This is a genomic window from Arthrobacter sp. HS15c (genome assembly GCF_040812005.1).
GTDB lineage: Bacteria > Actinomycetota > Actinomycetes > Actinomycetales > Micrococcaceae > Arthrobacter.
The window spans coordinates 413,056-434,659 of sequence record NZ_JBFOHM010000002.1; the positions used below are offsets into that span (position 1 = coordinate 413,056).

Genomic DNA, 21,604 nt, shown 5'->3' on the forward strand with positions numbered 1-21,604 from the left:
TTGAGCGAAGATTGCGGTCGGTAAATGGCTATCGACTGTGGAACACGATCGTGTGGAACGTGGTGCTCTTCCGGTCAGGAGGTCGTTGCAGTGAGGATTACCCGAATGATGGTGATTGCGGCGACCACTAGCACAAGGATGGCGAATGATCTCTGAAGGACCTGCCCGCTGACCTGCTTGGATAGTTGCGCCGAGACCAGCGCCGCCGCCATGGCTGGCACTACGAATGCTACTGCTACTGCCCAGTCAGGACTTGTGGTTCCCGCGTGCGCAATGATTCCGGCAAGAGAGTTGATGACGGCGATGACGAGCGAGCTTCCAATAGCCAGTCCAATCGGGAGACCGAGGATCAGCATGAGTGCCGGAACGGTGATGAAACCGCCTCCGATTCCGAGTAATCCGGTGAGGAAACCTACGAGCACACCTACAGCCAGTCCACGCACCAGCCAAAGCTTCGGGCAAATGACGGTGTCTTTGCCGCGGGGGCGACTTCGGAGCATTTGTATGCCGGCGGCAATCATGAGGACTGCGAAGGCGAGCAACACGACGTTCTCCGGAAGGGAAGCCCCTGCTAGTGTGCCGACGAACGCTGCAGGGATTCCGGCGGCACTGACCGCAAGCACAGTCTGCCATTGAATGCCCGCGCGCAGGCGTGGAAGGAGGGCAGCCACCGGCCCGACAGCGCCCATCACCAATGAAGTGGAGATAGCCGTCCCAAGAGGAATCCCGACTAGGTACACCAGTGCGGGGACCGCCAGGATTCCGCCTCCTGCGCCCAATAACCCTGTCAGTCCGCCGATGACCAAACCAAGCAGTCCAACGCTGATCAGCATCGCATTGACTCCTATCACTCGTTGAATTTTCGAAGCCGCCACTCCGGCCGTGTTTGATAGCCAAAGATGTCCCGGGACCGCATATCGGCAGGGCTTCCTATATTCAAGGGTACAGACCGAGTAGTCGGTCTGTAAATACTCATGAGAGCTGTGCCCATGACCCCGAACACCGCGGGCCCCAGCCTCCAGGAAAAGAATCTACCACTAACAGACCGAGTGAACGGTCTGTTAGTGATATTGTGGTTTCCATCACGTCGGGATCTGGTCTTACGATCCCCCACCACAAATAGAAAGATGAGACCCATGGTTGTGTCTGATCCGGCGGCAGGAGCGACGTTGCCGTCCCCTGTTGTCCCTGTTCCGAAAGAAAAGGCCAAGGCCAGGGTTATCGCCACGATGGTGGCCGCCCGACTGGGCATCATGCTTGCTCTTAGCACGCCGGCGCTGGCCGGGATGACTCTCAAGGTGCAGACACTTGTCGCTCCTGGCGACGTGGCCGTAACCCTTGGCTCGGTCATTTCGATGGGCGCCTTTGCGGCACTCTTTTTTGATCCGGTGTTCGGTCGGCTCAGCGACCGTACGGTTGGTCGATTCGGGCGCCGGCGCCCTTGGCTGGTCTTCGGTTCTTTGGGGTTGATGGCGAGCCTCGTCGTTATCGCTCTCGCGCCGAACGTCATGGTCCTGGGCCTCGGATGGTTCTTCGCTCAGGCACTTGGCAACGCTGCAGTTGCCGCGCATACTGCTTCTCTGGCGGACCAGATTCCGCAGTGGCAGCGCGGCAAGGTCAGCGGGATGATCGGCATCGCTCAGCAAGCTGCCGGTCTGGGTGCAGCTTATTCTGCCAGCTTCCTGGGCCAAAACATGCTTCTCCTCTTCCTTGTGCCGGGAGTCGTAGGACTGCTACTCGTGGTTGTCTTCGCCTTTGTGCTGCCAGACCAGCCAATGTCCCGTCGTCCTGCATCGGAAGGCGGGTTCCGCACCGTTCTGAAGACCTTCTGGGTTAACCCTGCCAAGCACCCGGACTTCGCCTTCGCGTGGATATCCCGTTTCCTTGTGGTGCTGGCGATGTTCATGTTCGTCACCTTCCGGCTCCTCTACCTGCAGCAGGATCTGCAGCTGGAGAAGGCTGAGGCCGCCAGCGTTATGGCAACCGGCGTGCTCATTTACACCATCGCACTCATGGTCGCGGGCCAGCTCGCAGGTTGGCTTTCGGACCGGCTTGGACGTCGCAAGGTTTTCATCTGGGCCTCAGCCATTATCTTTGGCATTGGTACGTGGATGCTCAGTCAGGCCGGCTCAGCATCCGGCTTCTACTGGGCGGAACTTGTTATTGGAGTTGGTTTCGGTATCTACGTCGCAGTTGACCTCGCCCTCGTAATCGACGTTCTACCTAGCCCGGATGACGCAGCGAAGGACCTCGGTGTTTTCAACATCGCGATGGCAGGTCCTCAGACAATCGCCCCCGCGATCTCCGCAGCGCTGCTCGGACTGGGTGGAGGCGGTTATGACGTCCTGCTTACCGTGGCGGCCATAATAGCCCTTCTGGGAGCGTTGGCCATTCTCCCTGTGAAGAAGATCCGCTAAGCGGCCGCATCTTTCCACAAGTGAACAAACGGGACAGGAGTCCACGAATGAGTAGTGACACGAGCAACAAGGCAATTGAACATGCAATCGCAACCCTGAACCTGACTTCAAAGGTCAAGCTTCTCTCGGGGGCCCGGATGTTCAGCCTCTGGAGCGAGCCTGCGATCGGGCTTGAGGAAATAGTTATGTCGGATGGGCCAACAGGGGTGCGAGGGCCACTGGTTGTCGGTGGACGGGTCAGCTGCCTGTTGCCGAACGCGACCCTCATTGCCCAGAGCTGGAATGTGGACGTCATGGACGAAGTGGGACAGATCCTCGCCGATGAAGCCGAGGACCAACAGACGCATGTGGTTCTTGGCCCAACTGTGAATCTCCATCGAACTCCGCTGGGTGGGCGCCTCTTTGAGTGCTTCAGCGAGGATCCCGTTCTCACGGGCCATCTCGGGGCAGCTTACGTGCGCTCCCTCCAAAAGCGTGGCATCGGCGCAACGCCGAAACACTTCCTGGCCAATGAATCCGAAACCGAACGAACAACCGTGGATTCGGTGGTTTCGGATTCTGCACTCCGGGAACTGTATCTGCTGCCTTTCCAAATTATTGTCGAGGATGCCCAACCGTGGACGATCATGGCCTCCTACAACCGGATTAACGGAACCACCGCCACTGAACACGATCAGCTCCTTAACAAGATCCTGAAGGAGGAGTGGGGATTCGATGGGCTGGTGATGTCCGATTGGCTCGCCACCAAGACGGCCGCCGAGAGCGCTAACGGCGGCCTTGACCTGGTCATGCCAGGCCCGGATACCCCGTGGAGTCGATCCCTCGAGGCGGCTGTGGTAGCCGGCGACGTCACTGAGGAGACAATAAACGACCATCTTCGCAGGCTCCTGAGGCTCGCCCACCGGGTGGGCGCCTTCACTGGCACCCGCACTTGGGCGCGGAATGTGCCTAGCCCCGACAGTCCAACACGCCGGGAGCAGCTCCGCCGTCTCGCCGCCGGCGGCATGTCGGTGCTGGTCAATCGTGACAGAACCCTCCCGCTCCGCAAAGATTCTGACGATCGCATTGTGGTCATCGGCCGCCATGCCATTGACACGGTTGCGCAAGGCGGCGGATCGGCTATCGTGAGGCCGCCCCACGTTATCAGCGCCGCAAAGGGCATCATCGCAGCCCTTGGCGAGGACCGCGTAACCGTCGTCGACGGCGTCCAGACCCGAACGCAATGGTTGGCAGCGAATCCCGATCTTGTGAGGGATCCGGTGAGCGGAACACGGGGAGCACGCGCACGCACGTTCGACAAGGAAGGAAAACTGCTCGAGACCCGTCACCTGGACGTCCCAGAGCTGGAAATCAGCGCGGAAAGCTGGGCTGCAGGGGCAGCGTCCATTGAGCTCTCCGCGGATCTGGCAATTGCTAATCGCGCCAAGATGATGATCGGCAGCCGGGGAGCCGGCAACTGGACGATTTCTGCTCCCGGACACAGCGAATCGGTACGGACGCCGTTCCACAATGGTCCCGGCGGCGGCTTTTTCCGTCCAAAAAGCCACGCGGTACCGTTGGAAGTCGAACCGGGTGCCCGCATAACAGCCGTCACGGACGCCGAAGACGAAAACCGCCTCATCGGGCTGGTGGCAGAGCCTGCACTTAAGAACAGTGCCGCAGCAATCCGTGACGCCGTGGCAGCTGCTGCAGGGGCGGACACAGCCATCGTCGTCGTCGGTAATACCCAGGAACAAGAAACCGAAGGGCAGGACAAGGACACCCTCGCACTCCCGGGTGACCAGGATGCCCTGGTCGCCGCAATAGCCGCGGTGGCAAAGCGCACAGTCGTCGTTGTCAACGCTGCCACGCCCGTGCTTATGCCGTGGATCGCGGATGTGGACGCCGTACTGTTCGCTGGTTTGCCCGGACAGGAAGCGGGCGACGCCATCGCTGCTGCGCTGACCGGGGACATCGAGCCCGCCGGCCGTCTGGTGACGACCTTCCCGGCACGCGATGGCCAAGGACCGGCATGGTCCGTCACGCCACGCGACGGCAAGCTTCCCTACAACGAGGGCACCAACGTCGGTTATCGGGGCTGGAGCCGGTCCACGGACAAGCCCCTGTTCTGGTTCGGCCACGGTCTCGGCTACACCGAGTGGGAATACAAGAAAGCAGAGATTACTGCCATCCAAGAGGAAAATGTGACTGCCGTTGAGGTGACCCTCGGGAATGCCGGAGGGTACCCAGGAACGGAGACCGTCCAAGTTTATCGTTTCGCGGATGATCCGACCGTTTCGCCTCGGCTCATTGGCTGGTGCCAGGTGCGTCTCGAGCCGGGCGAGGAAGCCACCGTTGAGGTGAGCTGCGACAGTCGGGCACAACGGGTTTGGCATACTCCTCCATGCCATTGGGAGGAGATCACAGGTGGCCGGATCGTGGTCGCCCGTGGCCTTGGTGATGTCAGACTTGAGCTGTCTCTCGTTCAGAACACAGCCGTGACGGCTGGGACTTAAAGGAGTAAGCATGTCGTATCCAGCGGGATATCGGATCGAACGGGAACGGCCCCGACGGCGAAGCAGCGGTGAAGCCGCGCGACTCAAGGCGATCCATGCCGCGATCGAACTTTTCGCCGTCGGCGGTTACGGCGGCACTTCGATTGCCGACGTCGCCGCAAAAACGGGACTTTCTCAATCCGGATTGCTCCACCACTTCCCTTCTAAGACGGCTTTGTTGACGGCCGTCCTTGAGCACCGTTCCAAAGAGGACACAGATTTTCTTTTCGGTGGGGAACAGGCTCCTCTTGGGTGGGAGGCATTCGACGCACTCGTTTCGCTCGTGGCCCGCAACTCCACACGTCCTGACTGGGTAGGACTCTTTGTCAGGCTATCGGCGGAGGCTACAGAGCCTGGACACCCAGCACACCAATGGCTCCTGGATCATTACAGCAGCCTGCGCCAGTGGCTCAGTGAAGCCCTCGAACAAGGGAAGATCCGGGGCGAGGTCAAACAAGACGCCCCCGTGACGTTCCTTGTGAACAACACCATCGCCGTCTTGGATGGCATTCAGCTGCAGTGGCTGTGCGCCCCAGGAAGTTTCTCCATGGTGGCGCAGTTCAGAAACTTCATCCAGAGCATCAAGACGACCTGGAGCTAGAAAGCCCTACAAAGAGGAAGTTCCGGCTACACGTGGAACTTCCTCTTTGTAGGGGCGCAACTATGGGGAAAGTCGAGCAGGATGTGAAAGCGCTACGAGCAGCACTCGCCATAGGACGAGTTAAGACCGCGGACAACTAAGGGGCACGACTTCCGGTGATTCACTATCACGGCTCTTATCGAAGGCATTTTGGCGGGGCCAGTACCGGACGCGCGCTCCCTGGGCTGGTTACTTGCTGCCCTCACCGTATGGACCCGGTAGCAACAATGGACTCATCACCCGGCTGCGCTCGACTGACATGAACATCGCTTGCCTCGATGAAGGGGGAGTGCCCACTGCCCTTCTCGCTGGAGCCCATCAGGAGATGGTGTTCCATTCCAGCCTTCCCGTTGCCCGGCACTATGTCGAGAACCTGCTCGCCGCGTTCTTTGGTTCGTTGAGCAGAAGAGATCGGGCAGGGCTAATTGCTGCGCTTCAGGGCGCGCGGACGTTAGCGGAAGACTTTGACGGCGAACTCTTTCTCTTGACTCCCGAAGAAACAATCGACCGATTCGTCCAGGACAGCATCACCATCTTCATCACAACAAGCAACCTCAGCCTTCGGCACGACGGCCCCGCCATTCGATACACGGGAACATACCAATGCTGGAAGACAGAACCAGCACCCAGGTGTTTGAACCTCGGCACCTTTCACGGACGGCTGATCACTGGTCCGCAGGTGTGGAGATGGTCCGAGCACGTGTTTGATTATCTTCCCTAGGCCCACGCATCTCCTCTTGGTACCGATCGCCGGGGATAGAAGGTCGATACCATCCCAGAGAAGGCCGAGGGATATGAACCTGCGCGTCCGGATGGGAGCGGCCCAAGCCGACGTGTCCTGTTACTGAGACCACCGTGTTGTCCGAGGTCTGCCGCCAATCGCAGCGCTGGTTGACTGCCCAATCTGCTGGGCGGGGTATTCGGGCTGTCCCCAGAAGGCATCCTCCGCTGGACCATCTGCCGAGAACAAGTGCACTTCGACGATCTTTCATCACGGATGGTGAGGAGATCTACGCCGGACATGTCCATCGAAACGTCCGTGCGTCTACCAGAGAACCTAACTGGTTTGCATCATCGCTGCGGCGCTAGGGAAGGAGATGCACGAAACCAAGCCCCCGGCCGAAGGCGGATTCACAGGCTCTCGATTTGCTTCAATGGAATAACGGTATGAACGGGCCGGGAAAGAAGCCTGCGCCTCCCTTGAAGGCGTCGGCCGTGAAATCGAAAACCGCGTCACAGGCAACGACAGTAGCCAACCTAAGGACCAGGCACTCAAAGCAGAAACCGCATCAACTGCCAGACAGGTTCAACAGAACAGCATGCAAATTCGCGGAGTCCCTGGAAAACACTGGCGCCAAATGAAGCCCGGATCCATGGGCGACTCACTGCGGCACGCAGCGAGGGTACACACCCCAGGGCGGCAGTCACGACGGGCAGTGTTAAGGCCAGAAAGTCCGGCGCAGTGTCTGCAGTAGGCGCCGAGTGCGGCAGAAGTGGGCTCTCCCGCAAGTGCAACCAGGAAATCAGCCCCAGCACAGCGTTGGGGCTGATCTTCCTGCCAGTTGAATTGCTACACGGATCGAGTCGCCTCCAGACCATTCGTTGCAAAGTCAAAAGCGGTCGGTGGCGCGGCGGATCCAAGAGCAAAGAACGAGGATCGTGAAGTGTGAAGATCCACTGACGTCAACGTGCTGTGCTGAGGGCAGATGTTGCTGGTTCTACTGGCAGCCTTTGAGATCCTTAACACAGTGCCCGCCTTGACAACGACACTTATGTTAGCTGGATCTGCCAGCGAGGCAATGTTTGTCAGCGGATCAACATCGGTGATAACCAGGTCAGCCAATTTGTTGGTTTCAAGGGTTCCAAGGTGGGCCTCCAAACGCAGCAGCCGCCCGGTCCCTGTCGCACAGAGTCGCCACGGCTCCGAAGCGCTGCCAAGCGTGCTGACGTGTGCCAGGGAAGCCCGTTAGCAAAACTTGCCAGCGGGCTTCCCCGATGGACCAGGCCCCTCTTTTTGGGCCATTTGCACCGCGGTGGTACTTCGCCTCCTTGAGAGGCTGCCACTCAGTCAGCTGTCATTTGAGCAGCCAGCAACCGGCTGGACTGCTTAGTCGAGGCTGAGGCGATCCGCCAGGCCGGCAGTAGAGAAGGCGTCAACGAGCTCTTTGCGTCCGCCGCTGAAGTGTGACCATCCTTCAAAGTGGGCCGGGACCACACGACGGGCCTCGAGGACCCTCGCGGCTTTGGCCGCCATTGGATTGTCGATGGTAACGAGCGCACCATTGAAGAATGGCTTGTGCCTTACACCGCCAATGAAGAGCACTGCGATGTCCACGGGGCCATGCCGTTCTGCTATCTGCTCGATGCACTCCATCGAGGCGTTGTCTCCACTGATGTATACGCTGGGGTGGCCGGCAGCAGTAAGCAGGAAGCCAATGACGTCACCAGATACTGATTCACTGCCCTCTGGACCATGGAGGGCGGGTAACCCAGTGATCGTAACGTCTGTTCCGTCGGGTGCGGTCAGGTGGACTTCGTCCCAGAACCCGAGCCCCCTGGACGTCCCACCGAGGCGTCCTGCGCCGCTGACTGTGGTCAGCGTCAGGGGGACGTGGCCGATAAATTCCCGACCACTGTGGTCGAGGTTGTCGTCGTGTTCGTCGTGCGAGAGAAGCACAGCATCAATATGACCAAGCTTTGCGGGGATGACGGGGGAGGGCGCTGTCTTGACCAGCGAAAAGCCAGGTATCGGAGTTGGGTACTCACCGGGATCATCAAAGGTTGGATCCGTGAGGAACCGCAATCCCGCGTACTCGATCAGCACAGTTGGACCGTTCAGCACCCGAATCGGCACCTCGGCAGCATCTGGGGTGGTATTCACGTCTTACTCCTTCAAAGCATCGAATCTTTTCTTGGAAGAATCTTCCGAGGAAACTATACTAGAGGTGGTCCGATTACCTGTCGATGCAACTGAATGGAGTGGGCTTGTGGCCGAGCTGAAAGACCTGTATCACGACCTCGTGCGTTTTGAAACTGAACTGTGGGCGGCTCTGGATGCGAGGCTGCGCCGGGACTGCGAGCTGCAGCTGACGTGGTTCGAGGTAATGCAGTTCCTGTCGCTGAAGCCTCGACGACGCGTCCATGACATAGCGAAGGAATTCGCGATTTCCGCTGGAGGCGTGAGCAAGGTCATCGACCGGATCGAAGAGGCCGGCTACTGCCATCGGGTTAGGAACCCAGACGATCGGCGGTCATCGCTGCTTGAGCTCACAAAATCCGGTGAGTTGAAGCTTCGTGCGGCGATGCCGGCATTTGAGGATGAACTGGAGCGCCGCTTTAGCGCCGTGCTTGGGCATGCGGAGCTGGAGCGGATGTCGCTGAACCTGAAGTTGCTCAGGGTCGGCGCTCCTGACCGGAGCTCGTCGTCGTTGAGTTAGTTTCCTTGGAAAGGGTTGGTAGGGAAACCGGCCCGAGTGGCTATGACAGGAGTCCGATGGAGAAGTTTACCGATGTCAGCGCGAAGACTCCGCTGGCAATAGATGTTCGGGGCGCCAGGGTTCACAACCTGAAGAATATCGACATCGCAGTACCGGCCCGCCAACTGGTCGCGATCGGGGGAGTGTCGGGATCAGGAAAATCCTCATTGGCGATGGGAGTTCTTTACGCTGAAGGATCCCGCCGTTACATGGAAGCTTTATCCACGTATACGCGCCGGCGCATGTCACATGCTCCTCGGCCGGCAGTCGATTCCGTCCGGCATGTTCCCGCGGCACTCGCACTGCGTCAACGTCCGAGTGTGCCGGGCGTAAGGTCCACCTTCGGAACATCGACAGAGCTGCTGAACGTGTTGCGCCTCATGTTCTCCCGGCTCGGCTCGCACCTGTGCCCGAACGGCCACCGGCTGTCGCCAACAATCGAGGTGGCACAAGATAAGGACCTCGTATGTCCGGAATGCGCAGCGGTGTTCTACCCGCCAGGCGCTGAGGTACTTGCCTTTAACTCGGAGGGGGCCTGCCAAGCATGTTCCGGCACTGGCGTGGCACGCGAAATCGACGAGGCCTCACTCGTTCCTCACCATGACAAGAGCATCGACGCAGGCGCGGTGGCGCCGTGGTCCATGTTCGGCCTGACCGTGATGCCCCGTGTTGTCGCTGACTTCGGCGTCCGTACCGACATCCCATACCGCGACCTTACGGAAGATGAACGCCGGATCGTCATGCACGGCCCGGCGGAACAAAGGCATATTTCCGTGCCATCGAAGAACGGAAAACTGTTCGAACTGAACTTCACGTACCGCAATGCCCGGCAGGCAGTGCAGGAAGCACTCGACAACGCTACAACTGAGAAGGGCTTGAACCGAGTCGAACGATTCATCACCGCCGCCACCTGCGCAAGCTGTCACGGCGCCCGCCTCAGCGAGAAGGCCTGCGGCAGCCAGGTTATGGGCTTGAATCTCGCTGAGGTCACAGCCATGACCCTGGAAGAGGTGATCGCTTGGGCGTCTATCGTTCCCGACAGCTTGCCTGGGGCAATGCGGCAGATGGCCAGGAACCTCGTCGCTACGCTGCAAAATATGGCCGTGCGTCTCATCGATCTCGGGCTGGGGTACCTAAGCCTTGACAGGGCCAGCTCAACTTTGTCCACCGGCGAGCGACAGCGGGTGCAATTGGCTCGGGCAGTACGCAACGAGACCACCGGGGTCCTGTACGTCCTTGACGAACCCTCGATCGGGTTGCACCCGGCCAATGTCGAGGGCCTCACCGGCGTAATGCGAGATCTGCTGCGCGACGGCAACTCAGTCGTGGTTGTCGACCACGACGTCCAAGTCCTGCGGCAAGCAGACTTTATTATTGAAATCGGTCCGGGCTCTGGTCCGCAGGGGGGAACCATCCTGGCTGCTGGCACTGTCGGCGACATCGGAACGAATCCCGCATCACTCCTAGGCGGATTCCTCACCGGACATGAGCCCATAATCGTCCGCGAGCGTGCGTCGCCCGCTACGGTTTTCAACCGAGGCACCCTTCACCTCGAAACAATGCCTCTGCATACCGTCCAGGCATTATCTGCCGACGTTCCTCTAGGGCGGCTCACCGCCGTCACCGGGATGTCCGGCTCGGGCAAAACAACGCTCATCCTTGAAAGCCTCGTCCCCGCCCTCCGGGCCGGGAAGGACTCGAAGGCCCCCGCACACGTCAAAAGCGTCGACGCCGCAGGGACCGAGCAAGTTCACGTCGTCGACGCAACACCCATCGGGGTCAACGTTCGCTCCACCATCGCCACCTATACCGGAATAATGGACGACCTGCGCCGGGCATTCGCAACCCTCGATGCCGCCAAGGACCGTGCGTTGACAGCCGCAGATTTTTCCTACAACACCGGCTCCCTGCGGTGCCCCCTCTGCGAAGGGACCAGTCAGATCGTCCTCGACGTGCAATTCCTACCCGACGTGGATATTGACTGCCCCGAATGCAACGGAACGCGCTACGCACCCGGGACTGGCGACATTCGTCGCCCGTCGCCGCAGAAACCTAAAGGGGCCGGAGTGTCGCTTCCGGAACTGCTGGGCATGTCCCTCACCGAAGCGGTCACCCATCTCCGCGATATCCGCAAGGTCCGAACAAGACTCCAGGCACTAATTGATCTGGGACTGGGGTACCTCACCCTTGGACAGGGTACTCCTGCCCTCTCCGGAGGAGAATCACAACGGCTGAAGCTCGCTACAGAGCTCCATCGAGACCAACACAAAGCCATCTTCGTTTTCGACGAACCCAGCGTCGGCCTCCACCCCCTCGATGTTCGAACCCTCCTGGGAGTTCTGCAGCGACTCATAGACAAAGGTGCAACCGTCGTCGTGATTGAACACGACCTGGACGTAATCGCCAACGCTGACCACATCATAGATATGGGGCCCGGCGGAGGTACCGCAGGCGGCCGCATCATCGCCGCGGGTTCCCCCGACGAGGTCGTCAATAACCCCGCCAGCATCACTGGGCGCTACTTGCGGAAGCACCTTTCGTACCGCTCAAACAGTTGAGTCGCGGGGCGGCATCACCTGTGAGGAACGCAGCCGACACCCATCGGAGTCACGTGCAGTTCAACAAAAGCCCGGGCAGTCCCCTAGTTAACTGTTGCGAGGACGAAGTCGTATCCGACTTCGCGGCCGGAGCCGTCGGTCACGTCCTGCGGGTCCAGAATGAGCTCAGGTTTGACTGCTGATGCGATGTCATCGGTGAGGTGCTCTCCGGCCTGGAAGTACAGCTGGGTGGTGATTAGCTGATGGTTTTCGGCGCTGACCTTGAGGTGCAGGTGGGCGGGTCGCCAGGCGTGCCAGCCTGCTGCGTCGATGAGTTTGCCGCATGCCCCGTCAGTGGGAATCTGGTACGGTGCGGGCTGGACAGTATGAATTTCGTAGCGTCCTTCATCATCCGTGAGGATAGTGCCTCGAAGGTTCCACTCCGGAATACCGGGGGCGAACTGGGAGTAGAAGCCCAGGTCATCAGCGTGCCAGATCTCTACCTTGGCACCGGTCAGGGGGTTGCCGTCGACGCTGGTGACTTTGCCGTGGAGCACCAGCGGGGTGCCGGGTTCGTCCTCGCGCATCGGGAGCGTTCCGGGGGTCTGCTGGACCGGGGAGTTCGGAACGTAGTACGGGCCTTCGATGGTGCCCTTGCTACTTTCTCGGTTTTCGTTGGCTACTTCCTCAACCGCGTGTTCGATCCATACGTCCAGGAAGAGGGGCCATTCGCCAGTCTCTCCAACCTGAATCAGCCAGGCTTTGAGGGCGTTGTACTCCTCGTAGGTGACTTTTTCTTCAACAACGGTGTCGACCAGGGCCTTGATGGCGCGAGAGGCGAGCTTGTTGACGCGTTCCGTGGTGACTTCGGAGGTGAAGCTTTTGTTGGCCCGGAAGCGTTCGGTGGCCTTTGCTCCCGAATCGGCCGCTGTTGCTTGGGTTTCTACGGACATGGTCTTCCTTTCTCAATGTCAGGCTTCTTCGGTGAAACCTGTCAGTTCGTTCTATTTGCTACTGGCGGTGAGGGCCGATGGGTGCTGAGCGAGGGGAGTGACCTCGATGTGCATGTAGGGGTACAGGGGGAGTGTTTGCAGAATGTCGTGGAGTTCATCGTTGCTGTCCACGTTGAAAACTGAGTAGTTCGAATACCGGCCGGGACTGCCCCGGCTTCTGTTGACTCGGGGTCTTAGGCCGCTGTGAGCGCGGTCCGGTTGATTGTTTCATATTCGATGGGCGTGAGTTTGCCCAGCCGTCTTTGCCGTCGCCGGCGGTGGTAGGTCCTTTCGATCCAAGTCGTGATGGCGAGCCGGAGTTCCTGCTTGGTGAGCCACCGCTGACGGTCCAGGACGTTCTTCTGCAGCAGCGAGAAGAACGATTCCATCGCGGCGTTGTCCGCGCACGCACCGACCCTGCCCATCGAACCGGTGAGCCCGTGGTGCCGGAGTGATTCGACGAACCGGCGTGACCGGAACTGGACGGATTCAACCGGTCGTCGCAACACCGGGTTGTTGAACTGATCGTAGCTGTTCGTCCAGTGCTTCGGCGGGAGTCTTCCAGCCGAGTGTTTTGCGTGGCCTGGTGTTGAGGGTGTGCGCGATTGCTACGAGATCATTGTTAGTCCATCGGGACAGGTCGGTGCCCTTAGGGAAGTATTGGCGCAGCAAACCGTTCGTGTTCTCGTTCGTGCCCCGCTGCCACGGGCTCTTCGGGTCGGCGAAGTAGACCCTAACCCCGGTGTCGACGGTGAATCTGGCGTGGTCGGATAGTTCCTTGCCGCGATCCCAAGTCACTGATTGTCGCAGCTGATGGGGCAGCGTCGTTATCGTCTTGGCGAGGGCGTCTGCCATTGTCACGGCACCGTAGCCAGCCAGCGCGGGTCCGTTCTTTGTCCGTGGGATGACGCCGTAGCCTTCTCCGCGGGGTAGGTGAATCAGCATCGTGAACCGTGTCGTCCGCTCGACCAGCGTGCCGATCGCCGACCGCTGCAAACCAATCACCAAGTCCCCTTCCCAGTGCCCGGGAACGGCGCGATCGGCGACTTCGGGAGGGCGCTTACTGATGAGCGTCTCCTCGGTGACATGAGCCCAGGACTGCCGCGTCGACCGGGCTCTTGGTACTCGCAGGGCACGACCCGTGCGCAGGTGCAGAACGAGTTCGCGTTTGAGCGCTCCGCGGCCCTGAATGTATAGCGCCTGGTAAATCGCCTCATGGGAGATACGCATGGACTCATCATCCGGGAAATCGGCCTTGAGCCGGTTCGAGATCTGCTCCGGGCTCCACGCCGTCACCCACTCGCGGTCGCCCCGGTGCGGCTTGTTCCTGCCCTTCCACTCCGGCGCACCAGGTCCGGCGACGATACGACCGTCAGGCGCCCGGACAACACCGGCAAGTTTGTCCTGCACGTACTGATGCAGCCGCTCATTCGTGACAAGCTTGGCGGTCTTCGGCCGCTGGGCGAACCGTTCTGCCTTCCATTGCGCGACCGACGCACGGTAGTCAAGCTTCCCAGCGCGAGTAGCTGCGTTCCGGCGCAGCTCCCTTGAAATCGTTGACGGGCTCCGTTTCAGTTCCTGGGCAATTTTCCTCACGCCAGTGCCTTGCGCATTCAATAGCGCGATCTCCTCACGTTCTTCGAACGAAAGGTACCGGCCTTTGAGCGGGGCAAGCAGGAACGTCGGCATGCCGCCACGATCCCGGAACCAGCGCGTTCCGGCCGCCTGCGACACGCCAGCCAATATCGCCGCCCGCTCGCTAGTACACCCAGTCGCGATCTCACGCCAGAACGCCCGCTCGGTGTCTCGCCTTAATGACGGCTTCCCCGGCGATTTCATGACAGGCCTGCCCGTCGCCACTTTCATCCAACCTGCTGGCCTGCCCATAGCTACCTCCGAAATCGAGGTGTTGCGACGACCGGTTGAATCCATCCTGGGAGCCGCGGTCCGAGTGCACCACTGTCCCTTCCGGCCGGCGTGCCCGCACCGCGTTCTCCAGTGCGGCGACGGCAAGCGAGGACTTCATTCGCGAGTCCATTGAGTAGCCGACGATCCTTCCGGAATAGACGTCCTTCACCGCGCAGAGGTAGAGCTTGCCCTCGGCCGTCGGGTGCTCGGTGATGTCCGTCAGCCACAGCTCGTTCGGCGCCGCGGCGGTGAAAGCTCGCTCGACCAGGTCGTCGTGGACCGGCGGGCCGGGTCTGCGGTTCAGGCCACGCTTCTTCGAGAACACCGACCAGATGCCGTGGTCCCTGCATAAGCGCTGGACCCTGTTCTCGCCCGCCGTGATGCCCTTCTCCGGGAGTTCGTCGGCGATGAACCGGTACCCGAATGCGGGGTCGTCGGCGTGGATGTCCCGGGCGGCGTTGACGAGGTGCGCATCGATCCAATCGCGTTCCGTCACCGGACTGGCCCTCCACCGGTAATAGCCTTGCTTGCTGAATCCCAACACCCTGCAGGTCACCGCCACGGGAACACCATCGGCGGCAAGATCCGTGACCAGCGGGTAAATCATTTTGGGTTGATGTCCCTGGCCAGATAGGCAGCAGCCCGGCGCAGAATCTCATTCTCCTGCTCCAACAGCCGGTTCCGCTTCTTCAGCTCCCGCAGCTCGGCCGACTCCGTCGCCGCCGGGCCGGCGCCGGATTCCTTACGTTCGGCGATGGCAATCCAGCGCTTCAACGTCGTGACCGAAAGCCCGAAATCCTTCGCGATCTGCGCCAGCGGCGCCTCGCCCTTGCGGGCCACATCAATAACATCCTGGCGGAACTCCGCCCCATAAGCCGTGGGCATGCTCAACATCCTTCCACGAGCACAAGCTCGCTAGGTCAAGGAGTCAACAAAACCGGGGGCAGTCCCGCGCTCAGGTCGGCGTGCTCTGAGCACCCTCTTCTCAGCTCTAGGTTCGAGCCAACCGACATCACCCAAGCAAAGGTAATTGGGGAAGCCATTCAGCCACGCCCTGACTGGCACGAAACCAAAAGAGGGTCATCGCCATACCCCATCGAAAGCCCGATCAGGGCCGGCTTCGTTCGCTAGAGTCGATCCACAATCCATAGCGCATTCAATAAGAAGGACCGCACGAGTGCGCACCTGCAAGGAGGAACATGGGGCCAGAAAAACGCCTACCTTAATGCGACAATCCACACCGTCGACCCTATCGACACGGTGGCGGAGGCGATTCTTGTCCTCGACGAAATGATCGTAGCCATCGGCACCAATTGGCACGTCCTAAAGCACGCAAATCCGGCATGCCAGGTCTTTGATGCCAGCGGAATGACGATCGTGCCGGGATTCATTGACCCGCACAATCACCTCAGTGACACAATGTTGGAGGCGGCGTCCATCAATTGTTCGACCCCTCCACACACATCACTTGACGAAGTGCTCGCAACGATTCACAAGGCAGCAAAATCATTGGCGCCGGGGGAGTGGATGCGCGGCTACGGGGTTCACGCCAATGGCCATCAGCGACGGACGTGGACCTACGCGGGACGAACTCGATGAAGCTATCCCCAACAACCCCTTCTTCTTCTTCATCGACGTATCCTGCCACCGCGGCTGGGTAAACTCCGCAGCTCTGGCTGACGTGGGTATTGACGCGTTTACACCACAACCGTGGGGCGGACAAAACTGGACGGCCAACGGGGGCACTCGTAAGAGGCGGCGCTAAACCCAATCCAGACCCGCTCCTGGCGGGGTATGGCCACTGCAGATTGGCAAACCACCGTAGGTCTACTCGAGAAGCGAATGCGAATTTCCGCATCCTACGGGATCACTGGTGTCTGCGACGCAGCAGTCACGCCCGATAAGCACGCTGCCTGGACGATGTCCTTTCGTGTCATCCAAAACTTGGCCACCGGGGAGCGTGCAGTGGCTATGGTGCCGGCTCCTTTACTCCCCACCGAACAGGTTGAGTCAGCGGCGGCCAGAGTGCGCCCCGTCTTTCTGTTCAGCGACGGCGTCCATTACGACAAATTGCTCAATGCGCTGGTAGAAGCAGCGACGGCCTCCACCGGCCTGAAGAAGGAGATCGAGGGATTGCGGGCACATTTCCGAGCTGCGGACCCTGACTATCCGAAAGGACGCCCGACCGAGCCCCGAAGCGGACCGGGCATGACCAACAAGGAGGTCGCCGGCGCCTGGCTCTACGGTCAACTGTTGCACGAGCATGAGCTGCGGCGTTCCTACGGCGCCGGCATCAGCGCCGAAGAAATGCTGCTGAATGCCACAAAGACAGTCTGCGATGAGATGCTGGCGACCGTAGCAGCCCTGCACTTGGTCGAGCGGCTCGTAGCCGGCGGCTCGTTGGACCTCGCTGAAGATCTGTTTGTTGAGCCTGTTTGCGTGACGGCAACCGAATGGGCCCCTCAAATTACCGGCGCCTACGTTGCTGACGTTGGAACAGCCATGCCTGACAGCCTTACAGAACCGCTGGGCAGCGAATGGAGCGAGGTTCATGAGCTCTTCGATTTCGGCACAGCCACCCCGGGTTAAACTCGCACCTCTAAAGCAGGCGGCCAGGTGTAGCCATAGGTGATGGAGGAATGACCTTTTGCTTAGGCGAAGGAGGGCTCTTTTCGGGCCTCTCCCGCGGTCAATTTCAACGTCGATAACCGTGATTCCGTCAGGTAGTGACCGGGTTTATGCCCGAGGGAGCAGAAACCCTTGCGGGCCGCTACGCGCCGCACCCGTCAAGGTTCCTCGGAGGTCGCCTCGCCGTAGAGCCGGGTTGGACGGCGTGGCGGGCAGCGCGGGGCAACTTGCGGGCGCCACTCTTGCGTCATCATCTTGCGTGCGGAACTCGACGCGATGACCGTGGACGGTGTCAGAATTGCGCCCAAATTCCGTTTATTGACAGTGGATCATGATGTTCTCAGATTCCACCCCGACTGTCGGAGGGGCAGGAAACCCGGGTTCGGTAGCCCGAGAATCATCGAAATCGTCCAAAAAATCGGGACTTGATGGAAACCCTCGGGCAAAGGATGGCGATGACGCCTCTTCCGACTCTCCGGTGTCCAGAAACAAGTCCGGAGCTCCGTCGATAGGCCGAATCCTCCCTGGCCAGGCCGCCCCGACGTCAGGTTGGGGTGTGCTCTATCTGGGCTCTTTGACTGAGGGCCGTTGCGACACCGGAGGAAATCCCGGGCCGAGAGAACTTCTTATAGTCATGCCTTAACGGTGAGGAATGCCAACCACGACGTCCTAAACTCCAACCCAGCGCCCTTGCGCGGTGGCCGGCTCCAGCGCTTCTTCTGCCGCCGCTGCCTCCCCCTTGTGTGGTTCGAATCGGACGAACATGGCTTTGAAGCCGGGGGTGTTGGACTCGCGGGCGACGTTTTCCTTGTGGACCAGGGCGTTGGCTTCTGGGAAGTAAGCCGCGGCGCAGCCCTTCGCTGTGGGGTAGGCCACCAGCCGGAATTTGTCCGCTGTCCGGTCGTGGCCGCGGAAGGTACTGACCACGTCCACGAGGTCTAGGTCCTTGAAGCCAAGCTCTGTGAGGTCATCGGGGTGCACCAGAATCACGCGGCGGCCGCCCGAGATGCCGCGGTACCGGTCATCCACGCCGTAGAAGGTGGTGTTGTACTGGTCGTGGCTGCGGATGGTCTGCAGCACCAGGTGCCCGGCCGGCGGGGTGAGGTATTCCAGCGGGCTGACCGTGAACCGGCCCCGGCCGATGTCGGGCGCCTTTGGCGTGTTTGTCATCTTTGTCCGTCCTGCCGAGGGTGGGCAGGATCAGCGAGGTGCGTCCGTGGACGATGTGGGAGCGGTTGGGTTTGGTGGAGATGTGCACGGTCAGCCCGATCCGCTGCATCCCCGCTTCCAGGGTCTCGGTGTCGGAGCAGGCGAGGGAGAAGTTCCCGCCCATAGAGACAAAGACATCCACTTCGTCGCGTTCGAACGCTTTCATGGCTTCGACGGCGTCGTAGCACGTGGTGCCGCGGTGAGGTGATGCCGAATTCGGTGTCGAGGGCTGTGAGGAGCCATTCCTTGGGTTTTTCCCAGATGCCCATAGTCCGGTCGCCCTGGACGTTGGAGTGCCCGCGGACGGGGCACGCGCCGGCGCCGGGCTTGCCGAAGTTGCCCTGCAGGAGCAGGACGTTGACCATTTCCTTGATGGTGTCCACCGAGTGGGGCTGCTGCGTGACGCCCAGTGCCCAGCAGAAGATCGTGGCCTTGGACGCCACCAGCATCGCCGCGACCTTTTCGATCCGCGCCCGGGTTAGCCCGGTGGCCTTCTCGGTTTCATCCCAGCCCAAGGTGCGCCGGGCTTCGCGGTAGGCGTCGAAACCGTCCGTCTGGGCGGCAATAAAGGAATGGTCGACGACGGTGCCCGGGTTCCGCTGTTCCTCGGCCAGGAGGAGGTGGCCGAGGGACTGGAACAGTGCCAGGTCACCGCCGACCTTGATCTGCAGGTGCTCATCGGCCAGCGGCGTGCCGCCGCCCACGACCCCGGAGACGGTCTGCGGGTCCTTGAAGTTGAACAGCCCGGCCTCGGGCAGCGGGTTCACCGCGACGACTTTGCCGCCCTTGTCCTTGCATTCCTTCAGTGCCGAGAGCATCCGGGGATGGTTGGTGCCCGGGTTCTGCCCGACCACGAAGATCAGTTCCGAGTCGTGGATGTCCTCCAGGGACACCGTGCCCTTGCCGATGCCGATGGTCGGATTCAGCGCCGAGCCTGAGGACTCGTGGCACATGTTCGAGCAGTCCGGAAGGTTGTTCGTCCCCAGGGCCCGTGCGAACAGCTGGTACATAAACGCCGTCTCGTTCGCGGTGCGCCCGGAGGTGTAGAAGACGCAGCGGTCCGGCGTGGAAGCCCGGACGTGCTCGCCGACCAGCTCAAACGCGTCCGCCCAGGAGATCGGCGAATAGTGGGTCTCACCCTCGCGGATGACCACCGGTTCACTCAGCCTGCCCTGGTTGCCCAGCCAGTACTCGGTCTTCCCCGACAGCTCCTTGATCGAGTGCTTCGCCCAGAACTCGGCCCCCACCGTCCGCAGGGTGGCCTCCTCCGCCACAGCCTTCGCGCCGTTCTCGCAGAACTCGGCCACCTTGCGCTTCTTATCCGATTCCGGCCACGCACACCCCGGGCAGTCAAACCCGCCCCGCTGGTTCAACCGCATCAACGACTGCGCTGTCCGCGTCACGCCCGCCTGCGCCACAGCGCGCTCCAGCGCCACCATCACGGCCTTGATGCCGGCGGCCTCGGTCTTGGGCTTGTGGACTTCGAGGTTGTCCTCATTAATGTCCCCAATGGCTGCGGGCTGCTTACCGAACTTCATCGTTCCAACTTCCTTACGGGCAAATGTCGTGCTTCGTTCGAGCGGCAGTAAAGGCGCGCCGGGGTTCCCGGCGCGCCTTACCTGGTGTTTGGTGACTCCGAAAAGCCGCCTACTGGGCTACCTTGGCCAGCGTTTCCCGCTCCGCCGCGATGGTGGGGTGGCGCGCTCCTATCAATTGCGCGAGCTCACGGTGTCCGCGAAGTGTCGGGGCGCTCATTCGCATTGTGTGCATAGGCGCAGCAGGAGTTGCACGCTAAAGGGTGACGGACCCCTGCAGCTTCTTGGCAGTTCGGTCGGGGCGAATAAATGCTAGCCCGAGCAGACCGGAGACCAGTAGGAGTAGCCCGGCAATTAGGAAGGATTGGTTCACTCCGGTGACCATGCGGCTGATCATGTCTGCGGTCTGTACCGTTCCTGCGGGGGCAGTTCGGTATCCGGCATTTTCCATGAGCCAACCGACCAAAACGGGTGAGACGATGGCACCGATGGATCCGGTCGCACCCAGGACGCTCATGACTATGGGCCGCTGTTTCATGCCGACAATGTAGGCAACCATCGCTGCTCCCATTGGGTAAATGATGCTGCAACCGGCGGCAATGGTAAGGAGCACGATGGCTAGCACTCCCGACGTTTGGGTAGCCAGTACGAAACCTAGTCCGCCGATGACGAGCGTCAGACTGTATGGTGCGCCCATCGCTTGACGTACGCTTTTTTCCTTCTTCATGAGTTGCCGGCTGATGATTCCCAGGACCAGCAGGACTGTTGCGCCGAAAAGCCAAGGGAACACTGTAATGATGCCGACCTGCTCGATCGTGAGGCTTGCAGAGACTTTCAAATACTGCGGCAGCCAGGTTGTCAAGAAGCCCATGGTCCAGAAGTTGGTGAATACACCGAAAGCGGTGATGAGGAAGGTTCCGCTGAGGAGCACCTTGAATATTGGCACCTGGGTTTGTGCGTCGAACCAGGAGTACGCGTTGCTTTCGGGTGTATCAGTGCTTTTTACGTTTGCATTTTCTGTCGGGGAAGCTTTGCGTGCATTGGGTGCGTATGGGCCGTCTTTACCCAGGACCAGCCAGGCGACCAGCCACAGCAGACCGAGGATCCCCAGAACGCCAAAAGCCCAGCGCCATCCCCAGGCGGCGATAACAAACCCCAGCAAGGGGGCGGCGATTACCGGACCGAGAGTTGACCCGATGGCCACAAGGTTTGAGGGTAGGGCGCGTCGCGATGCCGGGAACCAGGAGTGAACTGCTGCCAGGGACGTCGGAGTGGCAGGCCCCTCCGCACCTCCCAAGATGATGCGGGTGACGAGAAGCGCGGCGGCGCCTCCGCCAAACAGCAATGGAAATTGCATCAAAGCCCATGTAAGTCCAAGGACGAACAGGATCCACTTGACGGAGAATTTGCTGGCCAGGACGCCTGTTACGACGGCTATGACCGCGTAGAGGAAGTAGAAGGAGCTTCCGATAAAGCCAAACTGAGTAGTCGTCATGCCAAGTTCAGCTATTGCTGAGGGGGCTACGAGTCCGAGTACCGCCCGGTCGGCAAATGCAATAATTTGGAGAACTACCAGCATGCCGGTGATAGTCCACGCTCTCCGGTTCATTTTTCCATTCCGGAGTGCATAAGCCAGGGAGCTGGGGTCTTCTTGTCCAGTCGTAGTTTGTGCCATGGCCAGGCCTTTCTGCAACCGTGGAAGGCCGCTAAGGGCAGCTTTCCACGTAG

14 protein-coding genes and 4 pseudogenes are annotated in these 21,604 nt (G+C 60.4%); 8 read left to right on the forward strand and 10 right to left on the reverse strand.

From position 1 onward, the window contains the following. Positions 1-74: 74 nt before the first annotated feature. On the reverse strand, positions 75-833 hold the full coding sequence (locus tag ABV518_RS04825; protein WP_367765681.1) for a sulfite exporter TauE/SafE family protein: 759 nt from the start codon (positions 831-833) through the stop codon (positions 75-77). A gap of 303 nt (positions 834-1,136) precedes the next feature. Between ABV518_RS04825 and ABV518_RS04830 the strand changes: the two genes are divergently transcribed. From ABV518_RS04830 to ABV518_RS04845, 4 genes are all read left to right on the forward strand, one after another. Continuing rightward, positions 1,137-2,417, forward strand: coding sequence for an MFS transporter (locus ABV518_RS04830; RefSeq protein WP_367765682.1), 1,281 nt, complete (start codon positions 1,137-1,139; stop codon positions 2,415-2,417). A gap of 20 nt (positions 2,418-2,437) precedes the next feature. Then, a complete protein-coding gene (locus tag ABV518_RS04835) occupies positions 2,438-4,912 on the forward strand; it encodes a glycoside hydrolase family 3 C-terminal domain-containing protein (protein WP_367765683.1) in 2,475 nt (824 codons plus the stop codon). A 10-nt stretch (positions 4,913-4,922) separates the two neighbouring features. Further along, the gene (locus ABV518_RS04840; protein ID WP_367765684.1) at positions 4,923-5,552 is read left to right on the forward strand and encodes a TetR/AcrR family transcriptional regulator; all 630 of its coding nucleotides are present in this window, start codon (positions 4,923-4,925) and stop codon (positions 5,550-5,552) included. A gap of 298 nt (positions 5,553-5,850) precedes the next feature. Next, the gene (locus ABV518_RS04845) at positions 5,851-6,312 is read left to right on the forward strand and encodes a hypothetical protein (protein ID WP_367765685.1); all 462 of its coding nucleotides are present in this window, start codon (positions 5,851-5,853) and stop codon (positions 6,310-6,312) included. An 849-nt stretch (positions 6,313-7,161) separates the two neighbouring features. Here the strand turns inward: ABV518_RS04845 and ABV518_RS04850 are convergent. Next, positions 7,162-7,548, reverse strand: coding sequence for an amidohydrolase family protein (locus tag ABV518_RS04850; RefSeq protein WP_367765752.1), 387 nt, complete (start codon positions 7,546-7,548; stop codon positions 7,162-7,164). Positions 7,549-7,698: 150 nt separating this feature from the next. Further along, the gene (locus ABV518_RS04855; protein WP_367765687.1) at positions 7,699-8,472 is read right to left on the reverse strand and encodes an MBL fold metallo-hydrolase; all 774 of its coding nucleotides are present in this window, start codon (positions 8,470-8,472) and stop codon (positions 7,699-7,701) included. 106 nt (positions 8,473-8,578) lie between these two features. Here ABV518_RS04855 and ABV518_RS04860 point away from each other — a divergent pair, with 106 nt between their 5' ends. Further along, positions 8,579-9,028 carry a MarR family winged helix-turn-helix transcriptional regulator gene (locus ABV518_RS04860; RefSeq protein ID WP_367765688.1) on the forward strand — a complete coding sequence of 150 codons (450 nt, stop codon included), beginning with the start codon at positions 8,579-8,581 and terminating at the stop codon, positions 9,026-9,028. A 56-nt stretch (positions 9,029-9,084) separates the two neighbouring features. Beyond that, complete coding sequence (locus tag ABV518_RS04865; RefSeq protein WP_367765689.1) at positions 9,085-11,625, forward strand: excinuclease ABC subunit UvrA; 2,541 nt, start codon at positions 9,085-9,087, stop codon at positions 11,623-11,625. Positions 11,626-11,708: 83 nt separating this feature from the next. Here the strand turns inward: ABV518_RS04865 and catA are convergent, their stop codons facing one another. The 5 genes and pseudogenes from catA to ABV518_RS04890 form a co-directional block, all read right to left on the reverse strand. Continuing rightward, a complete protein-coding gene (catA, locus tag ABV518_RS04870; RefSeq protein WP_367765690.1) occupies positions 11,709-12,557 on the reverse strand; it encodes a catechol 1,2-dioxygenase in 849 nt (282 codons plus the stop codon). Between the two features lie 51 nt (positions 12,558-12,608). After that, positions 12,609-12,761: pseudogene (locus ABV518_RS04875) on the reverse strand (muconolactone Delta-isomerase); the annotation flags it as partial. Between the two features lie 29 nt (positions 12,762-12,790). Further along, positions 12,791-13,078 (reverse strand): annotated as a pseudogene (locus ABV518_RS04880) (integrase core domain-containing protein); the annotation flags it as partial. Positions 13,079-13,085: 7 nt separating this feature from the next. Then, positions 13,086-14,462: an IS30 family transposase gene (locus ABV518_RS04885; RefSeq protein ID WP_367765691.1), complete on the reverse strand. Its 1,377-nt coding sequence runs from the start codon at positions 14,460-14,462 to the stop codon at positions 13,086-13,088. A 67-nt stretch (positions 14,463-14,529) separates the two neighbouring features. Further along, positions 14,530-15,389 (reverse strand): annotated as a pseudogene (locus ABV518_RS04890) (IS3 family transposase); the annotation flags it as partial. A gap of 405 nt (positions 15,390-15,794) precedes the next feature. Here ABV518_RS04890 and ABV518_RS04895 point away from each other — a divergent pair. Continuing rightward, complete coding sequence (locus ABV518_RS04895; RefSeq protein ID WP_367765692.1) at positions 15,795-16,103, forward strand: amidohydrolase family protein; 309 nt, start codon at positions 15,795-15,797, stop codon at positions 16,101-16,103. A 195-nt stretch (positions 16,104-16,298) separates the two neighbouring features. Further along, positions 16,299-17,093: a hypothetical protein gene (locus tag ABV518_RS04900; protein ID WP_367765693.1), complete on the forward strand. Its 795-nt coding sequence runs from the start codon at positions 16,299-16,301 to the stop codon at positions 17,091-17,093. A 708-nt stretch (positions 17,094-17,801) separates the two neighbouring features. Here ABV518_RS04900 and ABV518_RS04905 read toward each other — a convergent pair. Beyond that, positions 17,802-19,879, reverse strand: a pseudogene (locus tag ABV518_RS04905) (FdhF/YdeP family oxidoreductase). A gap of 253 nt (positions 19,880-20,132) precedes the next feature. Continuing rightward, positions 20,133-21,551: an MFS transporter gene (locus ABV518_RS04910; RefSeq protein ID WP_367765694.1), complete on the reverse strand. Its 1,419-nt coding sequence runs from the start codon at positions 21,549-21,551 to the stop codon at positions 20,133-20,135. Between the last annotated feature and the right edge of the window lie 53 nt (positions 21,552-21,604).